13 protein-coding genes and 1 pseudogene are annotated in these 21,481 nt (G+C 58.0%); 4 read left to right on the top strand and 10 right to left on the bottom strand.

Annotation, left to right across the window (positions count from 1 at the left end; genetic code table 11):
• Window positions 1-433: 433 nt before the first annotated feature.
• Entirely contained in the window at window positions 434-721 is a 288-nt protein-coding gene (locus tag Q1A51_RS13090) for a hypothetical protein (protein ID WP_299599826.1), read from the bottom strand.
• A gap of 480 nt (window positions 722-1,201) precedes the next feature.
• Here Q1A51_RS13090 and Q1A51_RS24340 point away from each other — a divergent pair.
• Together Q1A51_RS24340 and Q1A51_RS13085 are read left to right on the top strand one after the other, a co-directional pair.
• Window positions 1,202-1,375 (top strand): annotated as a pseudogene (locus Q1A51_RS24340) (LysR family transcriptional regulator); the annotation flags it as partial.
• Window positions 1,376-1,411: 36 nt separating this feature from the next.
• Entirely contained in the window at window positions 1,412-2,122 is a 711-nt protein-coding gene (locus Q1A51_RS13085) for a LysR substrate-binding domain-containing protein (protein ID WP_299599825.1), read from the top strand.
• Window positions 2,123-2,134: 12 nt separating this feature from the next.
• On the opposite strand, the gene Q1A51_RS13080 is transcribed toward Q1A51_RS13085, so the two are convergent.
• The 7 genes from Q1A51_RS13080 to Q1A51_RS13050 form a co-directional block, all read right to left on the bottom strand.
• Window positions 2,135-3,505 (bottom strand): HlyD family type I secretion periplasmic adaptor subunit, encoded by a 1,371-nt coding sequence (locus Q1A51_RS13080; protein WP_299599824.1) that lies wholly within the window; start codon window positions 3,503-3,505, stop codon window positions 2,135-2,137.
• Window positions 3,502-5,229 carry a type I secretion system permease/ATPase gene (locus Q1A51_RS13075; protein WP_299599823.1) on the bottom strand — a complete coding sequence of 576 codons (1,728 nt, stop codon included), beginning with the start codon at window positions 5,227-5,229 and terminating at the stop codon, window positions 3,502-3,504. Before Q1A51_RS13075 ends, Q1A51_RS13080 begins: the two co-directional genes overlap by 4 nt.
• A 63-nt stretch (window positions 5,230-5,292) precedes the next feature.
• Window positions 5,293-9,003 (bottom strand): CHRD domain-containing protein, encoded by a 3,711-nt coding sequence (locus Q1A51_RS13070; RefSeq protein WP_299599822.1) that lies wholly within the window; start codon window positions 9,001-9,003, stop codon window positions 5,293-5,295.
• Between the two features lie 493 nt (window positions 9,004-9,496).
• Entirely contained in the window at window positions 9,497-11,386 is a 1,890-nt protein-coding gene (locus Q1A51_RS13065) for an SLC13 family permease (protein WP_299599821.1), read from the bottom strand.
• A 427-nt stretch (window positions 11,387-11,813) separates the two neighbouring features.
• Window positions 11,814-12,047, bottom strand: a complete 234-nt coding sequence (locus Q1A51_RS13060; RefSeq protein ID WP_299671370.1) for a DUF6500 family protein — start codon at window positions 12,045-12,047, stop codon at window positions 11,814-11,816.
• A 305-nt stretch (window positions 12,048-12,352) separates the two neighbouring features.
• Entirely contained in the window at window positions 12,353-13,249 is an 897-nt protein-coding gene (locus Q1A51_RS13055) for a DMT family transporter (RefSeq protein WP_299599819.1), read from the bottom strand.
• Complete coding sequence (locus Q1A51_RS13050) at window positions 13,246-13,767, bottom strand: hypothetical protein (RefSeq protein ID WP_299599818.1); 522 nt, start codon at window positions 13,765-13,767, stop codon at window positions 13,246-13,248. The genes Q1A51_RS13055 and Q1A51_RS13050 overlap by 4 nt, the downstream gene beginning before the upstream one ends.
• Before the next feature lie 333 nt (window positions 13,768-14,100).
• Here Q1A51_RS13050 and Q1A51_RS13045 point away from each other — a divergent pair, with 333 nt between their 5' ends.
• Window positions 14,101-16,443 (top strand): calcium-binding protein, encoded by a 2,343-nt coding sequence (locus Q1A51_RS13045; protein WP_299599817.1) that lies wholly within the window; start codon window positions 14,101-14,103, stop codon window positions 16,441-16,443.
• A 461-nt stretch (window positions 16,444-16,904) separates the two neighbouring features.
• Here the strand turns inward: Q1A51_RS13045 and Q1A51_RS13040 are convergent, their stop codons facing one another.
• Window positions 16,905-17,300, bottom strand: a complete 396-nt coding sequence (locus tag Q1A51_RS13040) for an ACT domain-containing protein (protein WP_299599816.1) — start codon at window positions 17,298-17,300, stop codon at window positions 16,905-16,907.
• A gap of 10 nt (window positions 17,301-17,310) precedes the next feature.
• Window positions 17,311-18,834: a trimethylamine methyltransferase family protein gene (locus tag Q1A51_RS13035; protein ID WP_299599815.1), complete on the bottom strand. Its 1,524-nt coding sequence runs from the start codon at window positions 18,832-18,834 to the stop codon at window positions 17,311-17,313.
• A gap of 161 nt (window positions 18,835-18,995) precedes the next feature.
• On the opposite strand from Q1A51_RS13035, the gene Q1A51_RS13030 reads away from it, so the two are divergent.
• Complete coding sequence (locus Q1A51_RS13030; RefSeq protein WP_299599814.1) at window positions 18,996-21,410, top strand: FAD-dependent oxidoreductase; 2,415 nt, start codon at window positions 18,996-18,998, stop codon at window positions 21,408-21,410.
• Window positions 21,411-21,481: the final 71 nt, after the last annotated feature.

Genomic DNA, 21,481 nt, shown 5'->3' with positions numbered 1-21,481 from the left:
GTTTCGGTCCCTTCGACATCACGCCGAGTTGTGCCGAACCTGACGTTCGGTGCGTTGAGGACGATGATGGATGCCAGCTCGAATCGGACATCGCTGGAACGGCCCATACGTTAGACCTGCCGGACGAAACGTGTTCATTCAGGTCACTGACCAGACCGGAATCAAGCCGAAGGCGCCGGTCCGACACAAGCCCGTCCCGGCGGGCTGGTGTTTTGGCGACTGGCCCCGAACGGAATTTCTGTGGAATGTGCTTGGCGACCATAATACGCTACCGAATGTTCGATGCGACACCACCCCAAGGGCTTGTGCTGGGCACGTTCAAGGTCGACTATGCGGGACAAAGCTGCCGTTAGGAGCGACAAGGTGAATGGCAGCTTTGCGAAACCTATGCTCTTCCACATTCACCTCATGGGCGGTTTTGCCGAGCGACTAATTATTTGACGACTAAAGACATCGCTAAGAAACTCACCAGAGCATATGCAATAGCTTTCAGCCACTTTCGTCTCAGGTCTGGAAAAATCTTGCCCGCAAGAAATCGTAACAGGTTGCTTTCCATACTATTTGGATTGCCCCAGGCCTTCCGCGGGACATACGCATCGTCCAAATTCGAGACGCCAAACAAGTTGAAAATGACTACTGCCTGCCAATAAATGGCGACCCCAAAGCTGAAGAAGCAGTTTGCAAACAGCACAAATTCGATGGTGAAAAAACCGGAGGGCATAAGTCACAAATAATGGGCAACGACGGGCTGTTCAATTGACATCTCGGTCATTGGTGCATCATGCAGCATCAAGCATTTTGGGCTCGAAGCTGATATTTTCTGCAGCGCGTCGTTAGGCCAAAGAAAACTGCTGTTCGAGTATGAAAAAGTTCGGCCGGGACCCCTTAGGGCTCGGAGCAGACATCTGACGGTTTGGCTCGGTTGAATGGTGCCAGCCCGAAGCGGACCGTGGCCGAGGTATCAAATACGGCGCAGCTTCACGAAACCGACCGTTCACCGCATGTGCAAATTAGGTAGCAGGCGAACTTAGCAGCCACAGACATTTCCGACATACAGCCGACGCAGCCAAATGCCTGTCTTCAAACAGCGAACCCCGCCGTGTGCTGTCTTCCAATACCGTCTGGTTCGCTCCGGCGGACGGTTCTTTCTATCGCAAGAAAGGTCCTTTAGAAGAAAATTACACAAATATTACGGGAAGTAATGAACTTACGAGATTTAGAATACGTGGCTGCAGTTGCGAAGTGTGGTAACTTCAGCGCCGCTGCGGAGTATTGCAACGTCTCGCAGCCCGCTCTGTCAAACCAAATCAAAAAACTCGAGAAAGAGCTGGGCACTGATCTGTTCCTCCGCCTGAGCGGCGAGGTTAGACCAACAGTCTGCGGCCAACGCATCATAAAAATTGCCAACGAGATGTTGATCAGCGCTCAACGGATCAAAGACACGGCTACCGAGTTTCGCGACCCCGAAGCGGTGCCCTTTAACATCGGCCTGACCCCGACACTGGCCCCGTATCTGACGGACTACTTCTCAAAACTGTTCAGCGTCCTTTTTCCACGAATGCGGGTCACAATGATCGAAGACCTGCCGCAGAACATGTTGAAGATGGTCGAGGATCACAGCCTGGACGTGGCCTTGGTGGCGAAACTCAATCACAATCCGACGCTCGAATTCACGTCGATCTGGGAAGAGCCACTTTATTTGGCGGTTAACGAGGGTCACCCGCTTGCGCCCCTGCCATCCATCCGGCCTGAAGACGTGCCAATACACGACTTCATTCGTCTGCCGCATTCGTTCGGATACGAACTGGAAGATCGGTTACCAACACCTGACCAGGCATCCCGTGGCTCCAAAAAGTTCGATCTTACCGCGCTGCGCTTCGAGACTATTTGCCGGCATATCTGTCATTCGGACGATTGCACTATTGTCTCGGCCCTCGCCGCTGAGCAGTTCCGCCAGGACAATTGGCCGTTGTCCTTTATCCCGTTTGAAGCCCCCGGGAACCTTCGCAACCTTGGCGCCGCTTCGCGATTGAACTGCCCCCGAAAACCACTGCTCGCCAAGATCGGGGCCTATATCCAGGAGAATCCACCCAAAGGCGTCACGCCCACATTCAGGGCGTGACGCTTCCTTTTCCTACTCGATAAAGGTCCGCGCCAACCGGTCGCTCAGCGGCTGGGTCAGGTAGCTGAGGGCCGTGCGTTCGCCCGTGTTCACGAACAGGTCGGCGGGCATACCCGGCACCAGATCCAGCGCGGCCACCTCTTGGGGTTGGACGTCATCCAGTTTGACACGCGCGGTGTAATAGTAGTCTCCGGTGCGCTCGTCTTCGAGGCTGTCGGCAGAGATGTCGATGATGCGGCCCTCTGCCTCGGGCACATCGCCCTGATCAAAGGCAGACAGACGCACGCGTGTGGACTGACCGACATAGAGTTTTTCGATGTCGGCCGTATTCACACGCGCCTCGACCACAAGCGGTTGGTCAATCGGCACGATGTCCAGAATGGGCGCACCCGGGCGGACAACGCCGCCTGCGGTAAACACCGTCATCTCGACCACACGCCCGCTGACGGGCGCAGTGATTGCCACACGCTTCAACCGTTCCGAGGCGCCGATAAACTGCGGCTTGAGCGTGGCAAGTGACGCGTCGATCTGCGCCAGTTCGGTCGAGACTGCCTCGTCCCGTAAGGTGCGTGCGCCGATGCTGGCCAGTTGCAGTTCGCTGATCTGGTTGCGGGCCTGTGCCTCTTGGGTCAAGAGAGCCGCGTCCACGCCGATCAGGCGCTCGACTTCGACCCGGCGCGCATTCACGCGGGCCGCAGCAACAAGTCCCTTGTCCAGCAGAGTTTGCAGGTTGCCCAGCTCCTGGCGTGTGATGTTCAGCTGCCGGGTGTTGGAGGCGCGTTGCGATTGCAGGCCGCTCACTTGATCCTCGAGATTGGCGATGCGTTGTGCTGTCAACGCCTCTTCGGCATCGCGCGACCGGCGTTCTGCATCGAATAGCAGCTTCTGGGTGGTGAATGCCGTAGCCCACGTTGCGGGGTCCAGTTCGACACGCATCATCTGCGCAACGGACGCTTGATCAAATGTATCGGCTTCCTGCAGCTGAGCCATCAGCCGCGCACGGCGCACTGATAGATCGCTGAGCTGGCTTTCGATCACGTCCAGATCGACGCCGAGATCTGTGCTGTCCAGCTCCAGTAGGGTCTGGCCCGCTTCGACCAGATCGCCGTTGCTGACAAGAATGTTGCGGACGATGCCGCCATCCAGATGCTCGACCGTCTTGCGGTTGCCTTCAACCACAAAACTTGCTTGGGCCACAACTGCGCCATCCAGCTTTGACGCCGTTGCCCAATAGGCGGCACCGCCAAGAAAACTGATGACGGCCAACAGCCCAAAGATCACAAAGCCGGTGATACCAGCACCAGAGGCCTTGGGTTGAACGCGGTTGTACTCTTCGAGGCGCAGAACGCCGGTTTTGCGGGTGGGGGTGAGTGCAGTTGTCATTGTGCTTCTCCTTTCACAGCGGCCAGTTGTGCGGCAGTCATCTGGGCCACCGGTGTGCTCTGCTGGCGCGGACGCAGGATGTCTTCCTTGTCGCCAAAGCCGGTTTGCGTACCTTTGTTGAGTGTCAGGACCTTGTTGACGGCCTCCAACGTGCTTGGGCGATGCGTCATCACGAAGGTGACGGCCCCGCGTGCGCTGGCGCCGCGAATGGCGTTGCGCAGTGCCGCCTCGCCTTGGGCGTCCAGGTCGGAATTCGGCTCATCCAGAACCAGAATGAACGGATCATCATAGAGCGCGCGCGCAAGTGCGATCCGTTGGCGTTGACCGCCGGACAGATGGAAGCCATTGCCGATCTCTGTCGCGTAGCCGTCGCGCAGGCTGCTGATCAGACCATGCACATCGGCGGCGACGGCCGCGGCCAGCACCTTGCTGTCGTCGATCGACGTTGAAAACCGCGCAATGTTTTCGCGAATGGTCCCATCGAACAAATGCACATCCTGCGGCAAGTAACCCACCAACTGTCCCAGCTCTTCGGGATCCCATTTGGCCATGGGCGTACCATCTAGACGAATGGCTCCGCGTTGCGGGGTCCAGATCCCGGCCAGCATCTTTGCCAGCGTTGACTTGCCGGACCCGCTGTGACCGATCACGGCCAAAACATCGCCAGCCGACAGGGCAAACTCGATCCCGCCGATGGTGGCGTTTTGCGCCAAGGGCGGGCCCGCCTGCGCGATAGCTGCGTTCAGTGAGATTTGCGGACGCGGCAGTGCCAACCGCTTGGGTGGCTCGGGGTAGGTTTCGGACAGGGCGCGCAAGGTCTTGTACGACCCACGGGCGGCCAGGAAGGTGCGCCACTGACCGATCAGCTGATCGATGGGCGCAAGTGCACGGGCCAGCACGATGGTGGCGGCAATCATCACACCGGCAGTGGCCTGACCGCTGACGGCAAGGGCGGCGCCCAAACCCAACATGCCCGATTGCAAGGCCATGCGGGTCGTCTTGGATATCACCGAAAAGCTGGCCAGCCGGTCAGACACACGGGATTTCAGGTGATGCGCATTGTGTTGCAGAGCTGTCCAACGCCGGGCGAGATCACCAGTCATACCCATTGCGTGGACAAGCTCTGCATTCTGTTCACTGGAGGTGAACAAACCGTCGGACCTGGCGCGCGCCTCGCCAGCGTCTTGCATAACATCGGCAGAACGCGCGTTGTTGATCAGGGCCATGAGTGTCAGGAACAGCGCGCCAGCAAGACCAAGAGCGCCAAGGTAGGGATGCAGGACATAGAGCACACCGAGGTAAAGCGGGATCCATGGTGCGTCAAAGAATGCGACCAGCGTAGGGCCCGAAATGAAGTCGCGCATGCCGTTCACGTCGGTGGCGGGGTTGTCGCCACTGGCCTTACCTTGAACCCGGCGGCGGATCGAAGCCTGGAGGATCGGTGCGCCAATTTCCAGCTCAAACCGCGCGCCAAGGCGGCTGAGGATACGCATGCGGATCAGGTCCAGAAGACCGGTAACCAGGAAAACACCACCCAGCAGGATGCTGAGGGCAATGAGGGTGTCCATGTTCTGGCTGGTCAGCACGCGATCATAGACTTGCAACATGTAGAGGGGGCCGGCCAACATCAGCAGGTTCAGGATCATGCTGAAGAAGCCGATGGCGACAAAGCCGCTGCGCAGCTTGCCCCATGCGGATTTAACGGTGGATTTTTTCTGAAACATTTGGGTGATCTCTTTTCAGCGTGAAGAGGTGGCGGCATGTGCCGCCACCTCGGTGTGTTTTGATCAGGCGATGAAGTCGTCGTCGGAGAAGTCGCTGCTGTTGACCCCTTCGAGGCGCACGGAGGCGTCCGAAGAGAAGGTCAGCAGGGCGTCGTCGCCGTCTTGCGACACAACGAGGCTCTCGGCGAAGTCTGGGCCGAAGTCGGAGAAGTCCAACCGGTCCACGCCGACTTCAAAGTCGCCCACCGTGTCGTTGCCGAACACCCCTTCGAATGTGAAGGTGTCAAAGCCTTCGCCGCCGAGCAGCAGGTCGTCCCCTTGGCCACCGTTCAGCAGGTCATCACCTTCTTCGCCCGACAGGGTGTTATCGGCATTGGACCCGATGATGACGTCGCCATCGTCCGACCCGATCACGTTCTCGATCGAGCTGAGGATGTCGGTCTCGACCACTTCGCCGATGACATCCAGACCGGACACACCCGTGGGGGCATTTGCGTCAATGGTTGCGCCAGCGTCCACCAGCGTGTCCTGCGCGATGGGACCGTTGATCCCGGCAGGTGCGTTGTGCAGGTGGATGGCCGACACGACACCCGGAACCGGGGTTTGCAGGTCTGCTTCATTCAGGCCCGTCACTGTCAGTTCCGAAGAGTAGACAACCTGGCCGGTGGCTTCATCGACCGAGATGGTCAGTGTCGCCGTGCCTGTCGCGTCGCTGTCGGAGGTCGGACCAGGTTCCTGGCTTGCGTCGAGTGTCGCCACCAGTTCGATGACACGCGCATGCCCGTCGCCCTCATCACTGACAACTTCGAACTGGCCACGGATCTCACCGCCCGGGAAATCCGCCGTGTGGATGTTGTAGTACAGGTTCCCGGCAAGGGCCTCTGCTACAAATCCGGCCGCGTCGTTGATGTTTTCGGTGGGCTGCAAAGATGCACCGACTGCAACATTTTCGACAGAGACCGTGAACCCGGTTTCGCGGGTGGCAGTTCCGTTTCCGTTGGCACCAAGGTTCACGGTCACGGCAACGTCCTGATCGGAGAAGTCAGCCGTGTCGATGCCTGCGCCACCTTCGATGAAGTCGTTGCCAAGGCCACCGACGATCACGTTGTCGCCTTGTCCGGCAATCAGAACGTCATCGCCTGCGCCACCGTCGAGAACACCGTTGATTTGACCAAGGTCGACAACAATGTCTTCTCCGGCGCCCAGCAGCACGTTGCCGTTCACCACACCGTCGTCATCGTTGACGAAGGTGACGTCGCCCGCTTCGGTTGCGTCGATGGCGTTGACCGTACCGGTGATTTCGCCTTCGTTCAGGATCGCACCCAGCAGGTTCAGGCCACCGTCGATGCGGATACCCGCTGCGGCGTCGCTGTCTTCGGACCCCGCGATGACGCCTTCGTTTTGCACCAGTCCGGCAAAGCTCGCGTCTTCCTGGTTGCTGAACAAACGGAGACCGTCACCAACAGTGTTGCCTTCGACCGCGTCACCGCGACCTTGCAGGATACCTTCGTTGAAGATGGCGGCTGACACAACATCACCGTCCACGTCGCCGGTCTGCAATGACACGGCGGAACCGTTGTTGCCCAGTCCGGCATCTACAACACCGGTGTTGGTGAAGGTGTAGTTGTCGGCTGTACCGTCGGCATAGACTGTGCCGTTACGCTGATCGCCGGTGCCGAGGATCGTGCCGGAGTTCACAACTTCCAGACCTTCACCATCGATGTTGACCGCGCGGCTGTCAGACGACACTACACCAGAGTTCACAAAGGACCCGCCCGTGTGATCACCCGTGCCGAAGTAGACACCGTTCTGCACACCGGAGATGGTCCCAGCGTTGTTCAACTCACCTTTGAAGTCGATGCCGTTTACGACACGAACACCTGCGACCGTTCCGTTGGCGCCTTCGGAGCTGATGGCACCGGAGTTGTTGATGATGGCATCGGTTGTGCCGACATTGCCCACGTTGCCGATCCGTATGCCATCGCCAGCCAGCGGTGTCCCCGCAGCTGCGTTTCCACGGCCTTGGATCGTACCGGAGTTGTCGAGCGTGAAGCTGTTCACCCCGTCTGCAGCACCACCAATTTCAGCACCGAACCCGGAGCCTTGGTTGCCGACACCGGCGTCGATGGAGCCGCTGTTGACGACGGAAAAGTCATCTGCAGTGCCATCGGCATAGGCAGTACCGTTGCGTTGATCGGCTGTACCAAGGATCGAACCCGCGTTTTCAACGCTCAGGCCCGTGCCGTCGATGTTCAGCGCACGGCTGTCCGAGGACACGACGCCGCCTGCTTCGTTCACAAACGAACCGCCAGTGTGGTCGCCTGTCCCGAAGTAGACACCGTTTTGAACACCAGCGATCAAGCCCGAGTTAGACAGCTCACCCTGGAAGTTCACACCATTGACGACACGAACACCTGCGACAGTGCCGTTTGCGCCTTCGGACAGGATCTCGCCCGAGTTGGTGATGGTGGCGTCGGTCGTGCCGGTGTTGCCAACATTGCCAATCCGCACGCCGTCGCCTGCCGGGTTGTTGCCCGCTGGCGCATTGCCACGGCCCTGAATGATCCCGTCATTGTCGAGCGTGAACGTGTTGGCGCCATCCGCAGCACCGCCGATCTCGGCCCCAAAGCCAGAGCCCTGGTTGCCTTCACCGGCATCGATTGTTCCGGTTGCGAGATTCCGCACGTTGAAGTTATCCGCCGTACCATCGGCGTAAACGGTGCCGTTGCGCTGGTCGCCTTTCCCCAGGATGTCGCCCGCGTTGGTCAGATCAACGCCGGTCCCATCGATGTTCACCGCGCGGTTGTCCGATTGGATCGTCCCGAAGTTAAGGACGTCAAGATCATGCTCGGCTTCGCCGATATACAGACCATTGCGCACCCCTTCGATCACACCGGTGGATGTGTTCAGGATACGACCTTCAGCTGCGGCGCCGTCGGCGATACGGATACCTGCCGCCGTGCCGTTGTTGCTTTCGGACGAGATGAGGCCCGAGTTCACGATGTCCGTGTCAGACACTGTGCCCTCTGCGCCGTTGTTGACGCGGATGCCGTCGCCCGCGCCGCCGGTGTTCGAGGCCGCTTGACCGCGCCCTTGAATGGTGGCGCCAAAGCCGTTGAAGACGGAGTTCGACACCACGTCGCCCGCTTCGTCGCCAACCTGGAACGAAATGCCGGCGCCATCGTTGCCTTCACCAGCGTCAATCGTACCGCCTGTGAAGTTCGAGATGCTGACATCTTCTGCTGTTGCGTTGGTGTAGATGGTACCGTTGCGCTGGTTGTCGGTGCCAACAATGTCGCCAAAGTTGCGAACGCTGATCCCTTCGCCTTCGATCTCAACCGCGCGGCTGTCGGACGAAATGACACCACCACGGAAGTTGTCGAGCGTGCCCGAGCTGTTTGGACCGCTGAATTCAACACCATTCAACTCGCCCGCAACACTGCCGAAGTTGCGAATGTCGGCGCTGGAGCCGTCTGTCACTTCGATGCCTGTGGCGTCTGGGCCATTGGCCTCGATGCTGCCTGTGCGGAAGTTAAAGACCTGAACGTCCTCGGCCTCGACCGATACGGCGGACGGTGCGCCGTTGGTTTCAACCTCGCCAAAGTTCAGAAACCGGGAAAGGTCGTTGTTCAGCACGAAGGCAGGGGTGTTGTCGACAACGGTACTTTGGAAAAAGCCGTTGGTCAGTGTCTGTCCATCTCGAACAGTTTCCTGGGCCAGTGACGAGGTCGTCAGCAGTCTGGCGCGCAGGCTTGCAAGTAGTTCGGAAAGCATGGGTGATCTCCGCTTGAGATTTGGTTGCTGCGGAGATCAGACCGAGACTGTGGCCTCTCCGCTGTTCAACCAAGTGCGGATGCATGGATGTATTGGAAATTCTTGGTCCGAATACCGTGTATAAGAACGAGAAATAGTCACGACAGTCGTGAGATACGTGAAGAAACTTACGTTTAAAATCAAATGTTTTGCATCAAAATACAAAGGCGTACAGGTTAATCGTTGACGACAATTCACGAAACTGTTCGCGGAGTTTACTGACAAAGTCATAGGAGAGCATGCCTGACATCGGGAACTTGCCGATTTTTCGCGCGCCCAACGATCCGACCGACATCCCATTTCAGTACTCTGGAAACATGCGCTTTCGACTTTGGCAAGCACAGTCCTTTCCAGACTTTCATCCTACCGTGCAGCGCTGCAATACAGCGGCCAACCTGTCGCCGCATAACGGGCCGCCCGATTTAAACTTTCTGAGGGAACATACCAAGCCGCACTAGATGAAGAGCGTGAGCCCGATCATGGATACTATCAGGAATAACACGGTCATAATTCCTCCTGAACGGATAAAATCCACAACCCGGTAGCCTGCGGGACCCATGATCAGCGCATTGACTTGGTGTGTTGGGATCAGGAAGGAGTTTGAGGTCGAAATTGCAACTGTCAGTGCGAAGACTGCCGGATCTCCTCCGGAAGAGATCGCAATGGAGATAGCCAACGGCACCAGCAATACCGTCGCGCCAACATTCGACATCACGAGCGTAAAGATCGTCGCCAGCACTGCCAAACCAGCCTGCAGAGACCAAAGCGGCCAGCCATTCAACAGGGAAAGGATTTGCTCTGCAATCCAAGCCGCCGTGCCGGTGTTTTGTACCGCGATCCCCAACGGGATCAGCGACGCCAGGAGAAAGACCGTGCTCCAACTGACCGCTTCATAGGCTTCATCGATCGACAGCACGCGTGACAAGATCATGCCTACTGCGCCAGCCAACAAAGAAAGTGACAACAGCAGGTCGGTAAACAGAATGAGACCCAGCGTCATCAAAAAGAAACCGAGTGCCCAGTTTACCTTGTGTGGGCGCAATTCCTCTTGGGGGAAATCCGATGTCACGACGACGAAGTCCTGATCGGACTTGAGCCGGGTCAGCCGCTCCCATTGGACGTGGACCACCAGTGTGTCACCTGCTTGTAGAAGGACCTCACCGATATGGGTGGCAACGTGGTCATCGGTTTCAACATGGCTCAGCGTATCTTCACCTCGGTGGATCGCCAGAATTGACAGTCCATGCGTTTGACGCAGGCGGAGTTCTATGGGCGACTGACCTATGACGGTCGAGCCCGGTGGGATGACGACTTCAGCGACGCCAGATTCTGTCGCGGCAAAGTCATCGGCGAAAACGTCCAACCCGGGCAAAATTTCCAGACCATACGGCTCAGCGAATTCATCCTGCAGCACCCGCCGCAGGCCCAGAATAGCCAAGCGTGCGGGTGCCTCGATTGTGGTATCGGCCATTGGCGCGATGACCTTGTGGCCTCTGTAAGACGTGCCGAGAATATAGATATGATGTGCAACCATGATATCCGCCAGCTTCTGACCGATCAGGATTGACCCTTCTGGCACGCGCACTTCGAACATATCGGCGCGCAGCCCATAGGTGTTCTCGACATAGGTCTGCATCGACCGCGCAGCGCCCGCGTCCTCGCCGCGCCCTCGCTGTCCGGGCAGAATCCAACGGCCCAGAAGCACAAAGTAAAGAACGCCGGTCAGTACCAGCATCATGCCGATGGGCGTGACCGAAAACAGGCCAAACGGCTCCATCTGTTGATCGGATGGCAATGTCCGGTTCGCCGAAATCAGGAGATCGTTCAGCAAGATCAACGGAGAGGACCCGACCATTGTGATCGTCCCGCCAAGGATTGCGCAAAACCCCATGGGCATCGCCAAACGGCTCATTGGTATTTCGGTCCGGGCGGATATTCGGCTGATGACGGGCAGGAATAATGCGGCCGCGCCAACGTTTTGCATGAAAGAACTGATAACACCGACAGTGCCAGAGACGATCGGGATAATCCGCGCCTCGGTCGTGCCGCCTCGTTTCAATATCAACGTAGCAACTTTGGACATCAGGCCAGTTTTATCCAGCCCGGCCCCGATGATCATCACAGCGATGATCGAGATGACCGCGTTTGACGAAAATCCCGCAAAAAGGTCAGCCCGGTTCGAGAGATTGGCCAGTCCGGGCAAAGTGCTCAGCCCACCCAAGATCACCATGACCAGGACTGCGGCCAAATCGATGCGAATGATCTCGGAGATAAACAGAAATACAGTTAAAGCCAGCAGCCCCAGGACCGCCATCATTTCGAACGTCAGAACTGTCGCTTCCATCACTTCTCCCCGTGCGGCAGCATAACGGCGGTTGCCCGATACGCATAGAGCCAGTCCTGCCGACTTTTTTGGCCAGTGGTCGATTTCGTGATGCTGTTCTTCGCCAAGCAGCAATTGAAGCAATCGTTATCGATGCTCATTTATCCAGGTCGCGGTTATTCCGTCAGCAAAAACACGGCGCAGATGATCAATTCAGCTTTGGTGACTGCTGCATTGCCGCGGAGTACGATTGCATCAAGATCCGCAGGGATATGCCAGTGGCGCGTGGACTGGTCTCTGGCGACATAGTTGCCGCGCTATCGCCTACCGGCTGCTTCAAGCCCACATCGACGGATGTTGCAATCTGGCCGAACGGCTGCTTTGCAGCTCAAAGGAGACCTGGGAGTTAGATCACGATGGCAGGTCAGCGGGACAAAGCCACCGTTGCTTAAACGCCGGAACTGATCATATCACGGACTTTCACGGCCTTCTCAAAATGATCCAACTCATGTGTTTTGATCCACCATTCCGCCGCTTCCATCAGCAACTCAGGTTCGTCATTCTTGTTGGCAAAGAATGCGTAAAAAGAAAGGCCGACCTTTTCCCCTTTCTTGGCAATCTTCTCGTTGCAGATCTTGATTGCCCTGGTTCTCAAGGTGGATCGCATGCCAACTATACCCATTCTGTTCCAGTGCTGCAGAACAGAACATAAAAAGAACACGCGCTCTCTGCAACCGAAGTCGCTTTGTGGGGCGGGCTGACCGTGTTGGCTTGATTGCAAGACTGGCTGCGCATTGCAGGCGTTGCAGGGCTATACCGCGTCAAGCCAGGTGGGGCCGAAGCCGATGTTTGACAGTAACGGTCAGTTGGCTGGAGAGCTCTTTTGCCGACATTCGTCGCACAATCCAGCTCTGCGGCGCGGCTTCACCATAAGCACTGTGTTTTCCCGGATCACAACGGCCAGAGCAGCGAGCTTCGGGGCGCGTATCATGCTGTCACGCTTTTGCCGCGCGGCAGGGACAGGAACCCGGCCAGAACGATGATGGCGATACCGGCCAAAGACAGTGCGTCCGGCAATTCCGTGAAGAACAGCGCACCCCAGATCAGGCTGAAAACGAGATAGCTGTAGTCAAAGGCTGCCACCGTCGCGGGTGGCCCATTCTGATAGGCGATGGCCGCGCCCACGCTGCCCACAAGGATCACGGCAGAGAGTGCGGCGACGGTTCCGATGAGCGCGAGATCGAAGCTCTGCCATGGGCCGAAAATGAACGACCCTTCCTGACCCGAGAAGAGGCCCAGACCGGCCCCCGCAACGATGAAGGCGATGTTCAGAGCCAAGGCGAGCGCGAAGGGATTATCATCACGACATTTCAGCGAGGTCAGCACCATTGCGCAGGCGTAGAGCAGCGCCGCCAACAGCGGCAGAAGCGCCGCCAGATCGAAGCCCGAAGCGTCAGGCCGCAAAACAAGAGTCACACCCCCAAACCCCAGAACGACCGCCAGCATGACACGCGGCGCTGGCCTGCGCCCTGCCAGCAGGGCGGCAAGAACCGTGATGATGATCGGCGATGTGTAGTAGGCCGCAGCCGCGAGAGACAGCGGCATGAGCGGCAGAGCGGAATAGTAGCTGAGCCACATGGCGACCAATAGAAGGCTGCGCAGGATGACCCAAAGCAGGGAAGTGAAGGCAATCGGCCCCTTGCGCCGCGCCAGCCACCAAAGCACCGGGAGAACGAGCGCAGAACGCAGGATGTACATCTGCCAGAGCGGTAGATCGAGGCCGGTGGCCTTGATGATCGCATCGCCAAGCGACAGGGCCAGCACCGCGATGATCACGGCGCCAACCGCAAAGCCGGTGCGATATGTTGGTGCTGTTGCAGTCATACTTGCGCAGCCTTTCTGTCCGGGCGTCTCGCCCCTCCATAGGCCGCGGGGATCGCGCCCGCAAAGTAGATCGTAAGTCTGGTCATGGTCGCGGGGGCATAGTCCACGCGACCTTCAACGATCTGGAACAGAAAGACAAATACCGGTCCGAGCGCGGTGATTGCCGCAAGCGTCAGGGTGGACATGAGCGAGATCGGCTTTTGAATTGCAAAGACTGGAAACGCCATGATTGCGAAGCCGATCACAACGACGACTGCGATGGTCCAGTCACCGCGCAACAAGCCTGACCGCCCGAGCATAGTGATGGCGTATATATAGGCGCTGGCAAGGACCACCACGAGCAAGCCGAACCCTTCAGCGCGGTTTCGCAGCGGCGAGGCCTCCGACACCCCGAACCAAACGGCGGCAAGAATGGCGACGGGTGTCAGAGCAGAGAAAATGGTGAAGACCACGGCGGGTTCGATCATCTGTAACGCGAAGAAATAGGCGATCCACACGAAGGTCGTGGAGATATTCAATCCTAGCAATCTCAATCGGTTCGCAGTTGCTCAAACGCCCGCAAGCCCATCGTTGAAGGCCATAGGAATCATGAAAAGCTGACTTTTATTCTACGCAGATCACCGGCGGCTCAGCGGGGCAAACCTGACGTCGAAATTTTTGTCAGGGTGGCCGTTTGTTACGCGTTGCGGTAGCAAAAAAGAACAGCAAGGATGGATGTGGAAATTCGCTGAGCATGCCCCTTTCATGCATTGCAATAAATTAATGCAGCCATTCATGCTGCAACTTACGTCCCATCATTGCTTTCGGAAAGACCTCTTGCCAAAGTTGTAACCTAAACTGAGAGTAACGATTTGCCTACGATTGACTACACGTATGATGATGCTTGGGTGACCGAAGGCTATGTCATCACATCTGACATATTCGGAACAAACCTGCTGGCCAACAGGCCAGACAATGACAACGACCTCGACCTGAATAACAACGCAATAGACGTTATCGAAGCAGTGGGTATTGGAAATCTGCGCTACCCGGGTGGCAATATTGCGGAAACGCAATTTGATTTGTCCGATCCGGATGGTGGCGGGTTCAATCCAAACGATCCGCTGGTGAGCCTCACCAACTTTTTGCAGTATGTGAGCCAACAAAACATCCGAGCGACAATTGTCATCCCGACGTCGACTTACTGGGAACAATTTGACACTGCGACCGGAGAATTGTCCCTGGCTGCTCAAACCGAGATTGCGCAGTTTGTCCAAGATTTGGTGAACCACTCAGCACTGAACGGACACCGTGAACTGCTGGATGCCATCGAGATTGGCAACGAATACAACACCTGGCTGAGTACTAGTGCAAACGTGCCTCCAGACAGGCAGCTTTGGACTCCGGAGGAGTTTGGTGCGCTATCCGCTGCGATTGCCGAAGTTGTATACGATACATTGCAGAACACTGGGGGAAGCAACCCACGGATCTTTGTACAGGCCGGGAATTCGCTAGACGATGACCGTGACATCCGCGGCCAGTTCTCAGATGAACTGATGTCTCAAATAGATGGTGTGATCAGCCATCTATACGCTGGAGCTTCCAACGGTGATCCAATGGCCGTAGGTGCTGGCGTTTCGAACGAATTGGATTGGATCCGTAATCACTGGGGCAATCTCGACATTATGGTGTCAGAGTGGAACATCGGTGACCCCGGCGAAGGCGCGAGCGCCCTCGGTATTCAGGGCTTGGCTCGGTCGGCTGGCTTGTTGCGTATTTTCAATGAGATGATGGAGGCCGGTGTTGATGTCACCCACATTTGGGCTGCGGAAAACAGGACCGGTGAAGTTGTGCTTGGGCAGGATGGTACCGCGCAGCTGCTGACGCCGACGGGCCTGTTGTTTCGCATGATGTCAGAGACGCTGATCGGTACGCAGATCGAAACCGGAGGACTTGTCCCGCGAGATGATGCCGGTAACCGCGCCGGTTATACGATGACGTTTCGTGATGATCATGCCGGGCGCGTGGTGGCTTATTTTGCGTCTGGCGAAGACTATGAGCAGACCTTTGTTGCCAATTACTCCCAGGTTTTTGGGGACATGAGCAACGTGCACGTTTATGCGACCATCCTCGGGTCGTCCGGGGCCGCAGCGACTGATCGCAACGTGCAAGGCCAACTCGAGCTGCTGAATCATGATCAGCTTGATCCGGATAGAGGCTGGACCTTTGAAGTTGATCTGGAGCCATATGAGGTCGTCCAGTTTGTCTTTACCCAAGTGAGCGGCACCACCGGTGTTTTCATTCGTGGCGACGACCAAAATGCGGTGAGCGACACCATCATGGGGACAGATATCAATGATACCCTGATGGGTGAGCTTGGGAATGACTCTATTGAGGGGTACTCGGGCAATGACTCGATCCTCGGCGGCGCTGGCAACGATACCCTGTACGCTGGCGCCGGCAATGATGACGTTCACGGAGGCATCGGGTCAGACCAACTCAATGGCGGGTCAGGCCATGACACACTGCTGGGACTCGACGGTTTTGACCAATTGAACGGGAATGATGGCAATGACAGCCTAAGCTCTGGCGCTGGCAACGACACATTGGACGGCGGTTCTGGCAACGACACGCTGATCGGCGGGATCGGCTTCGACAGCCTTGATGGGGGCAGTGGCAATGACACATTGCTCGGACTCAGCGGGCAGGACACGCTCTTGGGTGGTGCGGGTGCGGACTCGCTGAGTGCTGGTGCTGGCAACGACAGTCTCGAAGGTGGCTCCGGCAACGACACTCTGATCGGCGGACTTGGTTTTGACACCATGCTCGGAGGCGATGGCGACGACTTGATCCTTGGCCGCAACGGCTTTGACCGTCTCGAAGGCGGTTCTGGTAATGACAACCTTGAGGGTGGCTCCGGCAACGACACGCTGTCAGGCGGGGTCGGCGATGACTTGATGCGCGGTGGTCAGGGCGCGGATGTGTTCGTGTTCAACAGCGGCAACGATAGGATCCGCGACTACTCGCTGATTGTGGACGCGCTCGAGATCGATGCTGATCTACTGTACGAGACAATACCTGTGGGGAGCGATTTGGCCAATTATTCCAGCGTTGTAGACGGCAATCTGGTGCTCGACTTTGGCGACGGTAATACGCTGACGATCAACAACGTGACAAACGTGAGCCTGCTCTTTGACGACGTGACGTTTGTCTGAGGGTAGGTTCGCCTTCAGAGGAGAAGCGGCCGGCGTTGGACAGGCGGCGCACCAAAAAAGCCCACAGTTACATCTTTGTCGAATTTGACGACCAGCCTTTTGGCCCAATGGAGCAGCTCTTTTTGGACGGAATGATCGCGCATATTAGGCGTGGTCTTCACGCCAGTATTACGACTCGATTGCCATTTCTTATTCATTCACTGCGGTAAGCCTCTTCGGCTCGCGAACCGAAATTGGTGTAGTGACCCGCTTCGGACCTGGAAACTCTGAACCAGGTCACCTTACATCATGCAATACTTTTGTCGCCACACGGCATTACCGGTTTCCGCGCATTTGCCCTCATACGGTCGATGCAGTGCAACTGGCACTTTGGACTCAAGCTGTTACACGCACCACGCGTATGACATTTTGTCTGTCCCAATGCACAAAAGCGCTTCTGGTAAAAAGGAACGACTACACGATCAGTGTGCGGCGTTCTGCACATCCAATAGCGTAGCATAGGCGATTCCGGCTTGTGTCTTTGGCACAAAGATATGGTCGTGGTGATATCCGGCCACCACGTTGCATGGGATGTTCTGCTTTGCCAACGCGGTTGCGACCGCAGCGGTCAGGCCGACCCCTTCGAGGTCGGAATTCACTTGAAGGGTGATCAGTTGCATGACCGCGCTGCTTTGATAGCCATCCGCCTTGGCCGTTTCTTCGGGCAGGATCAGGGTTGTGCCTTCGGCTTCCTGGATCACCGCGAATGCGTCGGGTGGGATGGTGCCCGTGCCACTCACTGCACAGAAGACCCAGTCGCCGGGGACGATGATCGGCGTCATACCCGCAATCATCGCTTGGGTGTCTTTGACGGTCATGGCGCGCCTTTCAGGGATATCGGATGTCGAACGCCGCACGGATGGCCGCGTCGGCTATGTCATCGATATAGGATGGATGGTGATTGGCAAGGATGTCGTCCACCTGCGCGGCTGCCCGATCCCAAGCCGTGAGTGCGCCCATGTCTTCCCATGTCTTTGGCGTCTCGCGGTCGGCGAGGGTGGGATAGACATAGTCCCGCTCCATCGCGGCGATGGTGGCAGGCCCGCCGAGGAAGTGGCCTTCGCCCAGAACCGCCGCATGGATGCCCGCAAGGTCGAGCGTGTCGTCCGATACTTCGACGCCACGCAGGATGCGGTAGGTGGCGGCGTGCATCTCGTCATCCAGCACGAAGGCTTCGAAACTGGCGCCCAGAAGAGCCGCTGTCATGCCGGAGCTTTCATAGATCAGGTTGCCGCCCGCGAGGGCCGCCGCAAGCGAGGTCAGGCCCTTTTCTTGGCCGTATTGCGCGTCAAGCGCCTTGGCATCCGTCATGGAGGCGGCCACGCCGGACACGAGACCGAGATGGTTGATGATCTGGGCCGAGGCGGCGTTCATCACGGCGATCTCTCCACCCCCGCCAGCGAAGGCGCCGGTGCGCAGGTCGATGACCAGCGGCCAGTTCGAGAACACCATGGGGTGGTCCGGTTTGATGGCGTGCACCATGACCAGGCTGGCCAGCGTTTCGGCCAGCGATTGGGCGAGGAAACCGGCGAGTGTCGCAGGGGCCGTTGCCCCGGCCTGTGCCGCCGTGATGCAGCTGACCGGGATGTTGTGGTCGATGCAGGCATAGACTGTTTCGACCGCATCTGCCCCAAAGCGCATGGGCGATATGACGGGGCTGATATGCGCCTTGACGAAGGGCCGTTTTGCAAAGGCACCGTCGCCCCCGGCCACCATGTCGAACATGTGGACGATGGGGGCGACGTGCTCCGCCAGTGTAAAGGCTGTCGCAACGGGTTTGGTCGTGTTTCGCATCAGCGCGTAGGCAGTGTTTATGTCCAGCAACCACTCATCGGGCATGTCGCCCGCGATGCAGCAGCGGGTGAACCAGCTGACATTGGTCAGTGTGTCTTGGAGCCTGGTGAAATCGTGCAGGTCCTTGAGCGTTGAAGGACGGTAGAGCCGGGTTTGCCGGTCGAGTGTTTGCACTGCAGCCCCCCCGGTGCCGAAGTGTACCGCATTGCCGCCAACCTCGATGGTACGGGTAGGATCGCGGCCATGCAGGGGGAATGTTTTGGGCGTCTGATCAATGGCCTCTTCCACCAGCGTGCGGGGCAGGGCAACGCGCCCATTAGGCAGCGTCTGTGCCCCGGCCTGTTCCAGTGTTTCGCGCAGGCGGTCAGGAACATCTCCCATCCCCAGATCGGCCAAGAGACGCAGGGCAGCGTTGTGGATGCTTTGTACATCTGTGTCCGACAGGGGGCGGTACTGGCCGCCGGCTTGTCCTGGCGGGGCCGGGTTCGTTGGTGGGCCTGCAGCCCGGGCTTTCTTCCGGGCTGAGCGTCCTTTGCGCATGGGTTTCGGATCGGACATGCGATCAGGGGTTGCGATGTTTGGCGCGCATGCAAGTCCTCCGCTTTGAATTTGATGACGGCAAATACATGTTTTCAGAACAATGAAGGTGAGGCGCTGTGATTGACCGCGCTGGCGCTGCCCCCATTGTTCGGGCACGTATTCAGAGCCGGAGCGTTGCCATGAAAACCCAGACCCGTGCCGTTGTGATTGGCGGCGGTATTGCCGGGTGTTCCACCTTGTATCACCTCACACAGGAAGGATGGACCGATGTGGTGCTGGTCGAGCGGGACGAACTGACCAGTGGCACGACGTGGCATTCGGCGGCGCAGGTGACGAACTTTGGCATGAACCAGACGATGGTCGGGCTGAAGACGCACTCCATCAACCTTTATCAGGAATTGCGCGACGATCCGGATTACCCGGTGCAGTACAATCACGGGGATGGCGGCATCCGGTTGGCCAACACCGAGGCGCAGATGGATGGGTATCGCCATTTCGCGTCCATGGCGCGGGGCATGGGAGTGGAGTTCGAGGTGATCGATGCCGAGGAGTGCGCGCGCAGGCATCCACTGATCTCGACCGACAATCTGCTGGGTGGGCTTTGGGACGGCAATGACGGGGATATTGACCCCGCTTCGCTTTGCCAGGCGCTTGCGCGACGGGCGCGCAAGGCCGGGGCCGAGGTGTACCGGCAGACGAATGTGACTGGCCTGACGCAGCTCAAGAATGACAGTTGGATCGTTCATACAGATAAGGGCGATATCGCCTGCGAAGTGGTCGTGAACGCCTGTGGCTATCGGGTGAACGAGGTTGGCGCGATGATGGGTGTCCATCACCCAGTGACGTCTATGGAGCATCAGTACTTTGTCACGGACGAGATCCCCGGCATCGTTGCTGCTGGTCACCGGATGCCGCTGCTGCGCTGTCCGATCAGCGATTACTATTGCCGTCAGGAAAAGAACGGATTGTTGCTGGGGTTCTACGAACAGGACTGCAAGACCTGGGGCATGGACGGGATTTCGCCCGATTTCTCGAACGATTTGTGCCCGGATGATTTGGACCGGATCACGGATGTGCTGGAGGGCGCGTTTGAGCGAATGCCTGCGCTGACAGAGGTGGGGATCAAGAATGTCGTCAACGGTCCGATCACCTATACTATCGACGGGGCGCCCTTGGTGGGGCCGATCCCGGGCAAGAGAAATGCGTTTTGCATCATTGGGTTGCGCGCTGGGCTGGGTGAAGGGGGCGGTCATGGTTGGCTATTGGCGCAGCAGATCGTGCATGGCGAGGCGTGCTATGACACATGGTGCCTCGATCCCCGCCGGTTCACGGGGCATGGCAATGTGGAACTGACCGCACTGAAGGCGATAGAGGATTATCAGAACGAGTTTCGGTTCCATTTCCCGAATGAACATCGGCCCGCCGGGAGGCCAATGAAGACGACACCACTGACCCCTGTATTGGCGGCAGAAGGCGCGGAGTTCACGGTCGTGAACGGCTGGGAACGGGCCGAGTACTTCAAGCCCACGCCAGATTTTGAAGTGACGCATGGGTTCCAGTTTGACGAGGCCTTTGATGTCGTCGCCGAGGAAGTGAAGGCGGTGCAGACCGGTGTTGGCTTGGCTGAGGTCAACGGGTTCAACCGGATTGAGATCACGGGGCCGGATGCACATGACTTCCTCGATCACATGATCTGTGGCCGGGTGACGCGGAAAGCGGGGAAGGTGGGCCTCGGTTATCTGCTCAACCATCATGGTTGCGTGAAAGGTGAGGCGACGATTGCGAACATCCCTGATGGCCCCGTCTGGTATGGGTCGGCTGCCGCTGCCGAATGGCATGACATGGACTGGCTGCGCGCACATGCGGACGGGTTTGATGTGTCGTTTCAGTCGCTTACAAACGACTGGACGATCCTTGTTCTGGCGGGACCAAAGGCGCGGGATGTGCTGTCAGCCGCCTCTCGTGGCGATTGGTCAGCGGCGGCATTCCCCTGGTTGTCAGTGCGCCGCGCCTTTGTGGGGATTGCGCCTGCGGTCGTGATGTCAGTCAGCTTCTCCGGTGAACTGGCCTATGAAATCCATGTACCAAACAACCAGCTTTACGCGGCCTATCTGGCGCTGCGGGCGGCGGGTGAGGCGCATGGGCTGCGCCTGTTCGGGGCACGGGCGGTCGAGTCCATGCGGATGGAGAAGGGGTATCTGCATTGGAAGGCCGACCTGATCACCGAGTTTGATCCGTTCGAGACCGGGCTGGATCGGTTCGTGAAGATGGAAAAAGATTTCGTGGGCAAGGCGGCGTTGGAAGCGCGGCAGGCCAAGGGGTCGACCGCCAAGCTGGTGAGTTTGCGGATCGATAGCACCACCTCGCATGCGCAACCGGGGGCGTCGGTGATGCAGGATAACACTGTCGTGGGGACTGTGACCTCGGGCGATTGGGGGCACCGAGTGGGGATGAACCTTGCCTATACCTTTGTGCGCCCTGATCTGGCAGCGCAAGGCACTGAAATCACGGTGGATATGCTGGGTGAGCTTGTGCCGTGCAAGGTCATTGCACCCGGTCCTTATGATCCCGAGACGACCCGTCCGCGTGCCTGACAGGCATCGGCCAAAAGCGGCGATATAGTTACAAAGGCGGGTGACAGATTTAGTTGCGTTGCATAACAATC

It is taken from the genome of uncultured Tateyamaria sp. (assembly GCF_947496075.1).
In the GTDB taxonomy this organism is placed as follows: Bacteria; Pseudomonadota; Alphaproteobacteria; order Rhodobacterales; family Rhodobacteraceae; genus Tateyamaria.
This window is presented reverse-complemented; position numbering and strand designations above follow the sequence as displayed.

What these genes read in the sequence shown, in the direction of transcription:
- Q1A51_RS13035 (WP_299599815.1), bottom strand. Translation starts at nt 18,834, where the DNA reads ATGTCCGATCCGAAACCCATGCGCAAAGGACGCTCAGCCCGGAAGAAA.
- Q1A51_RS13065 (WP_299599821.1), bottom strand. Translation starts at nt 11,386, where the DNA reads ATGGAAGCGACAGTTCTGACGTTCGAAATGATGGCGGTCCTGGGGCTG.
- Q1A51_RS13040 (WP_299599816.1), bottom strand. Translation starts at nt 17,300, where the DNA reads ATGACCGTCAAAGACACCCAAGCGATGATTGCGGGTATGACGCCGATC.
- Q1A51_RS13085 (WP_299599825.1), top strand. Translation starts at nt 1,412, where the DNA reads ATGTTGATCAGCGCTCAACGGATCAAAGACACGGCTACCGAGTTTCGC.
- Q1A51_RS13075 (WP_299599823.1), bottom strand. Translation starts at nt 5,229, where the DNA reads ATGTTTCAGAAAAAATCCACCGTTAAATCCGCATGGGGCAAGCTGCGC.
- Q1A51_RS13030 (WP_299599814.1), top strand. Translation starts at nt 18,996, where the DNA reads ATGAAAACCCAGACCCGTGCCGTTGTGATTGGCGGCGGTATTGCCGGG.
- Q1A51_RS13060 (WP_299671370.1), bottom strand. Translation starts at nt 12,047, where the DNA reads ATGGGTATAGTTGGCATGCGATCCACCTTGAGAACCAGGGCAATCAAG.
- Q1A51_RS13080 (WP_299599824.1), bottom strand. Translation starts at nt 3,505, where the DNA reads ATGACAACTGCACTCACCCCCACCCGCAAAACCGGCGTTCTGCGCCTC.
- Q1A51_RS13090 (WP_299599826.1), bottom strand. Translation starts at nt 721, where the DNA reads ATGCCCTCCGGTTTTTTCACCATCGAATTTGTGCTGTTTGCAAACTGC.
- Q1A51_RS13070 (WP_299599822.1), bottom strand. Translation starts at nt 9,003, where the DNA reads ATGCTTTCCGAACTACTTGCAAGCCTGCGCGCCAGACTGCTGACGACC.
- Q1A51_RS13055 (WP_299599819.1), bottom strand. Translation starts at nt 13,249, where the DNA reads ATGACTGCAACAGCACCAACATATCGCACCGGCTTTGCGGTTGGCGCC.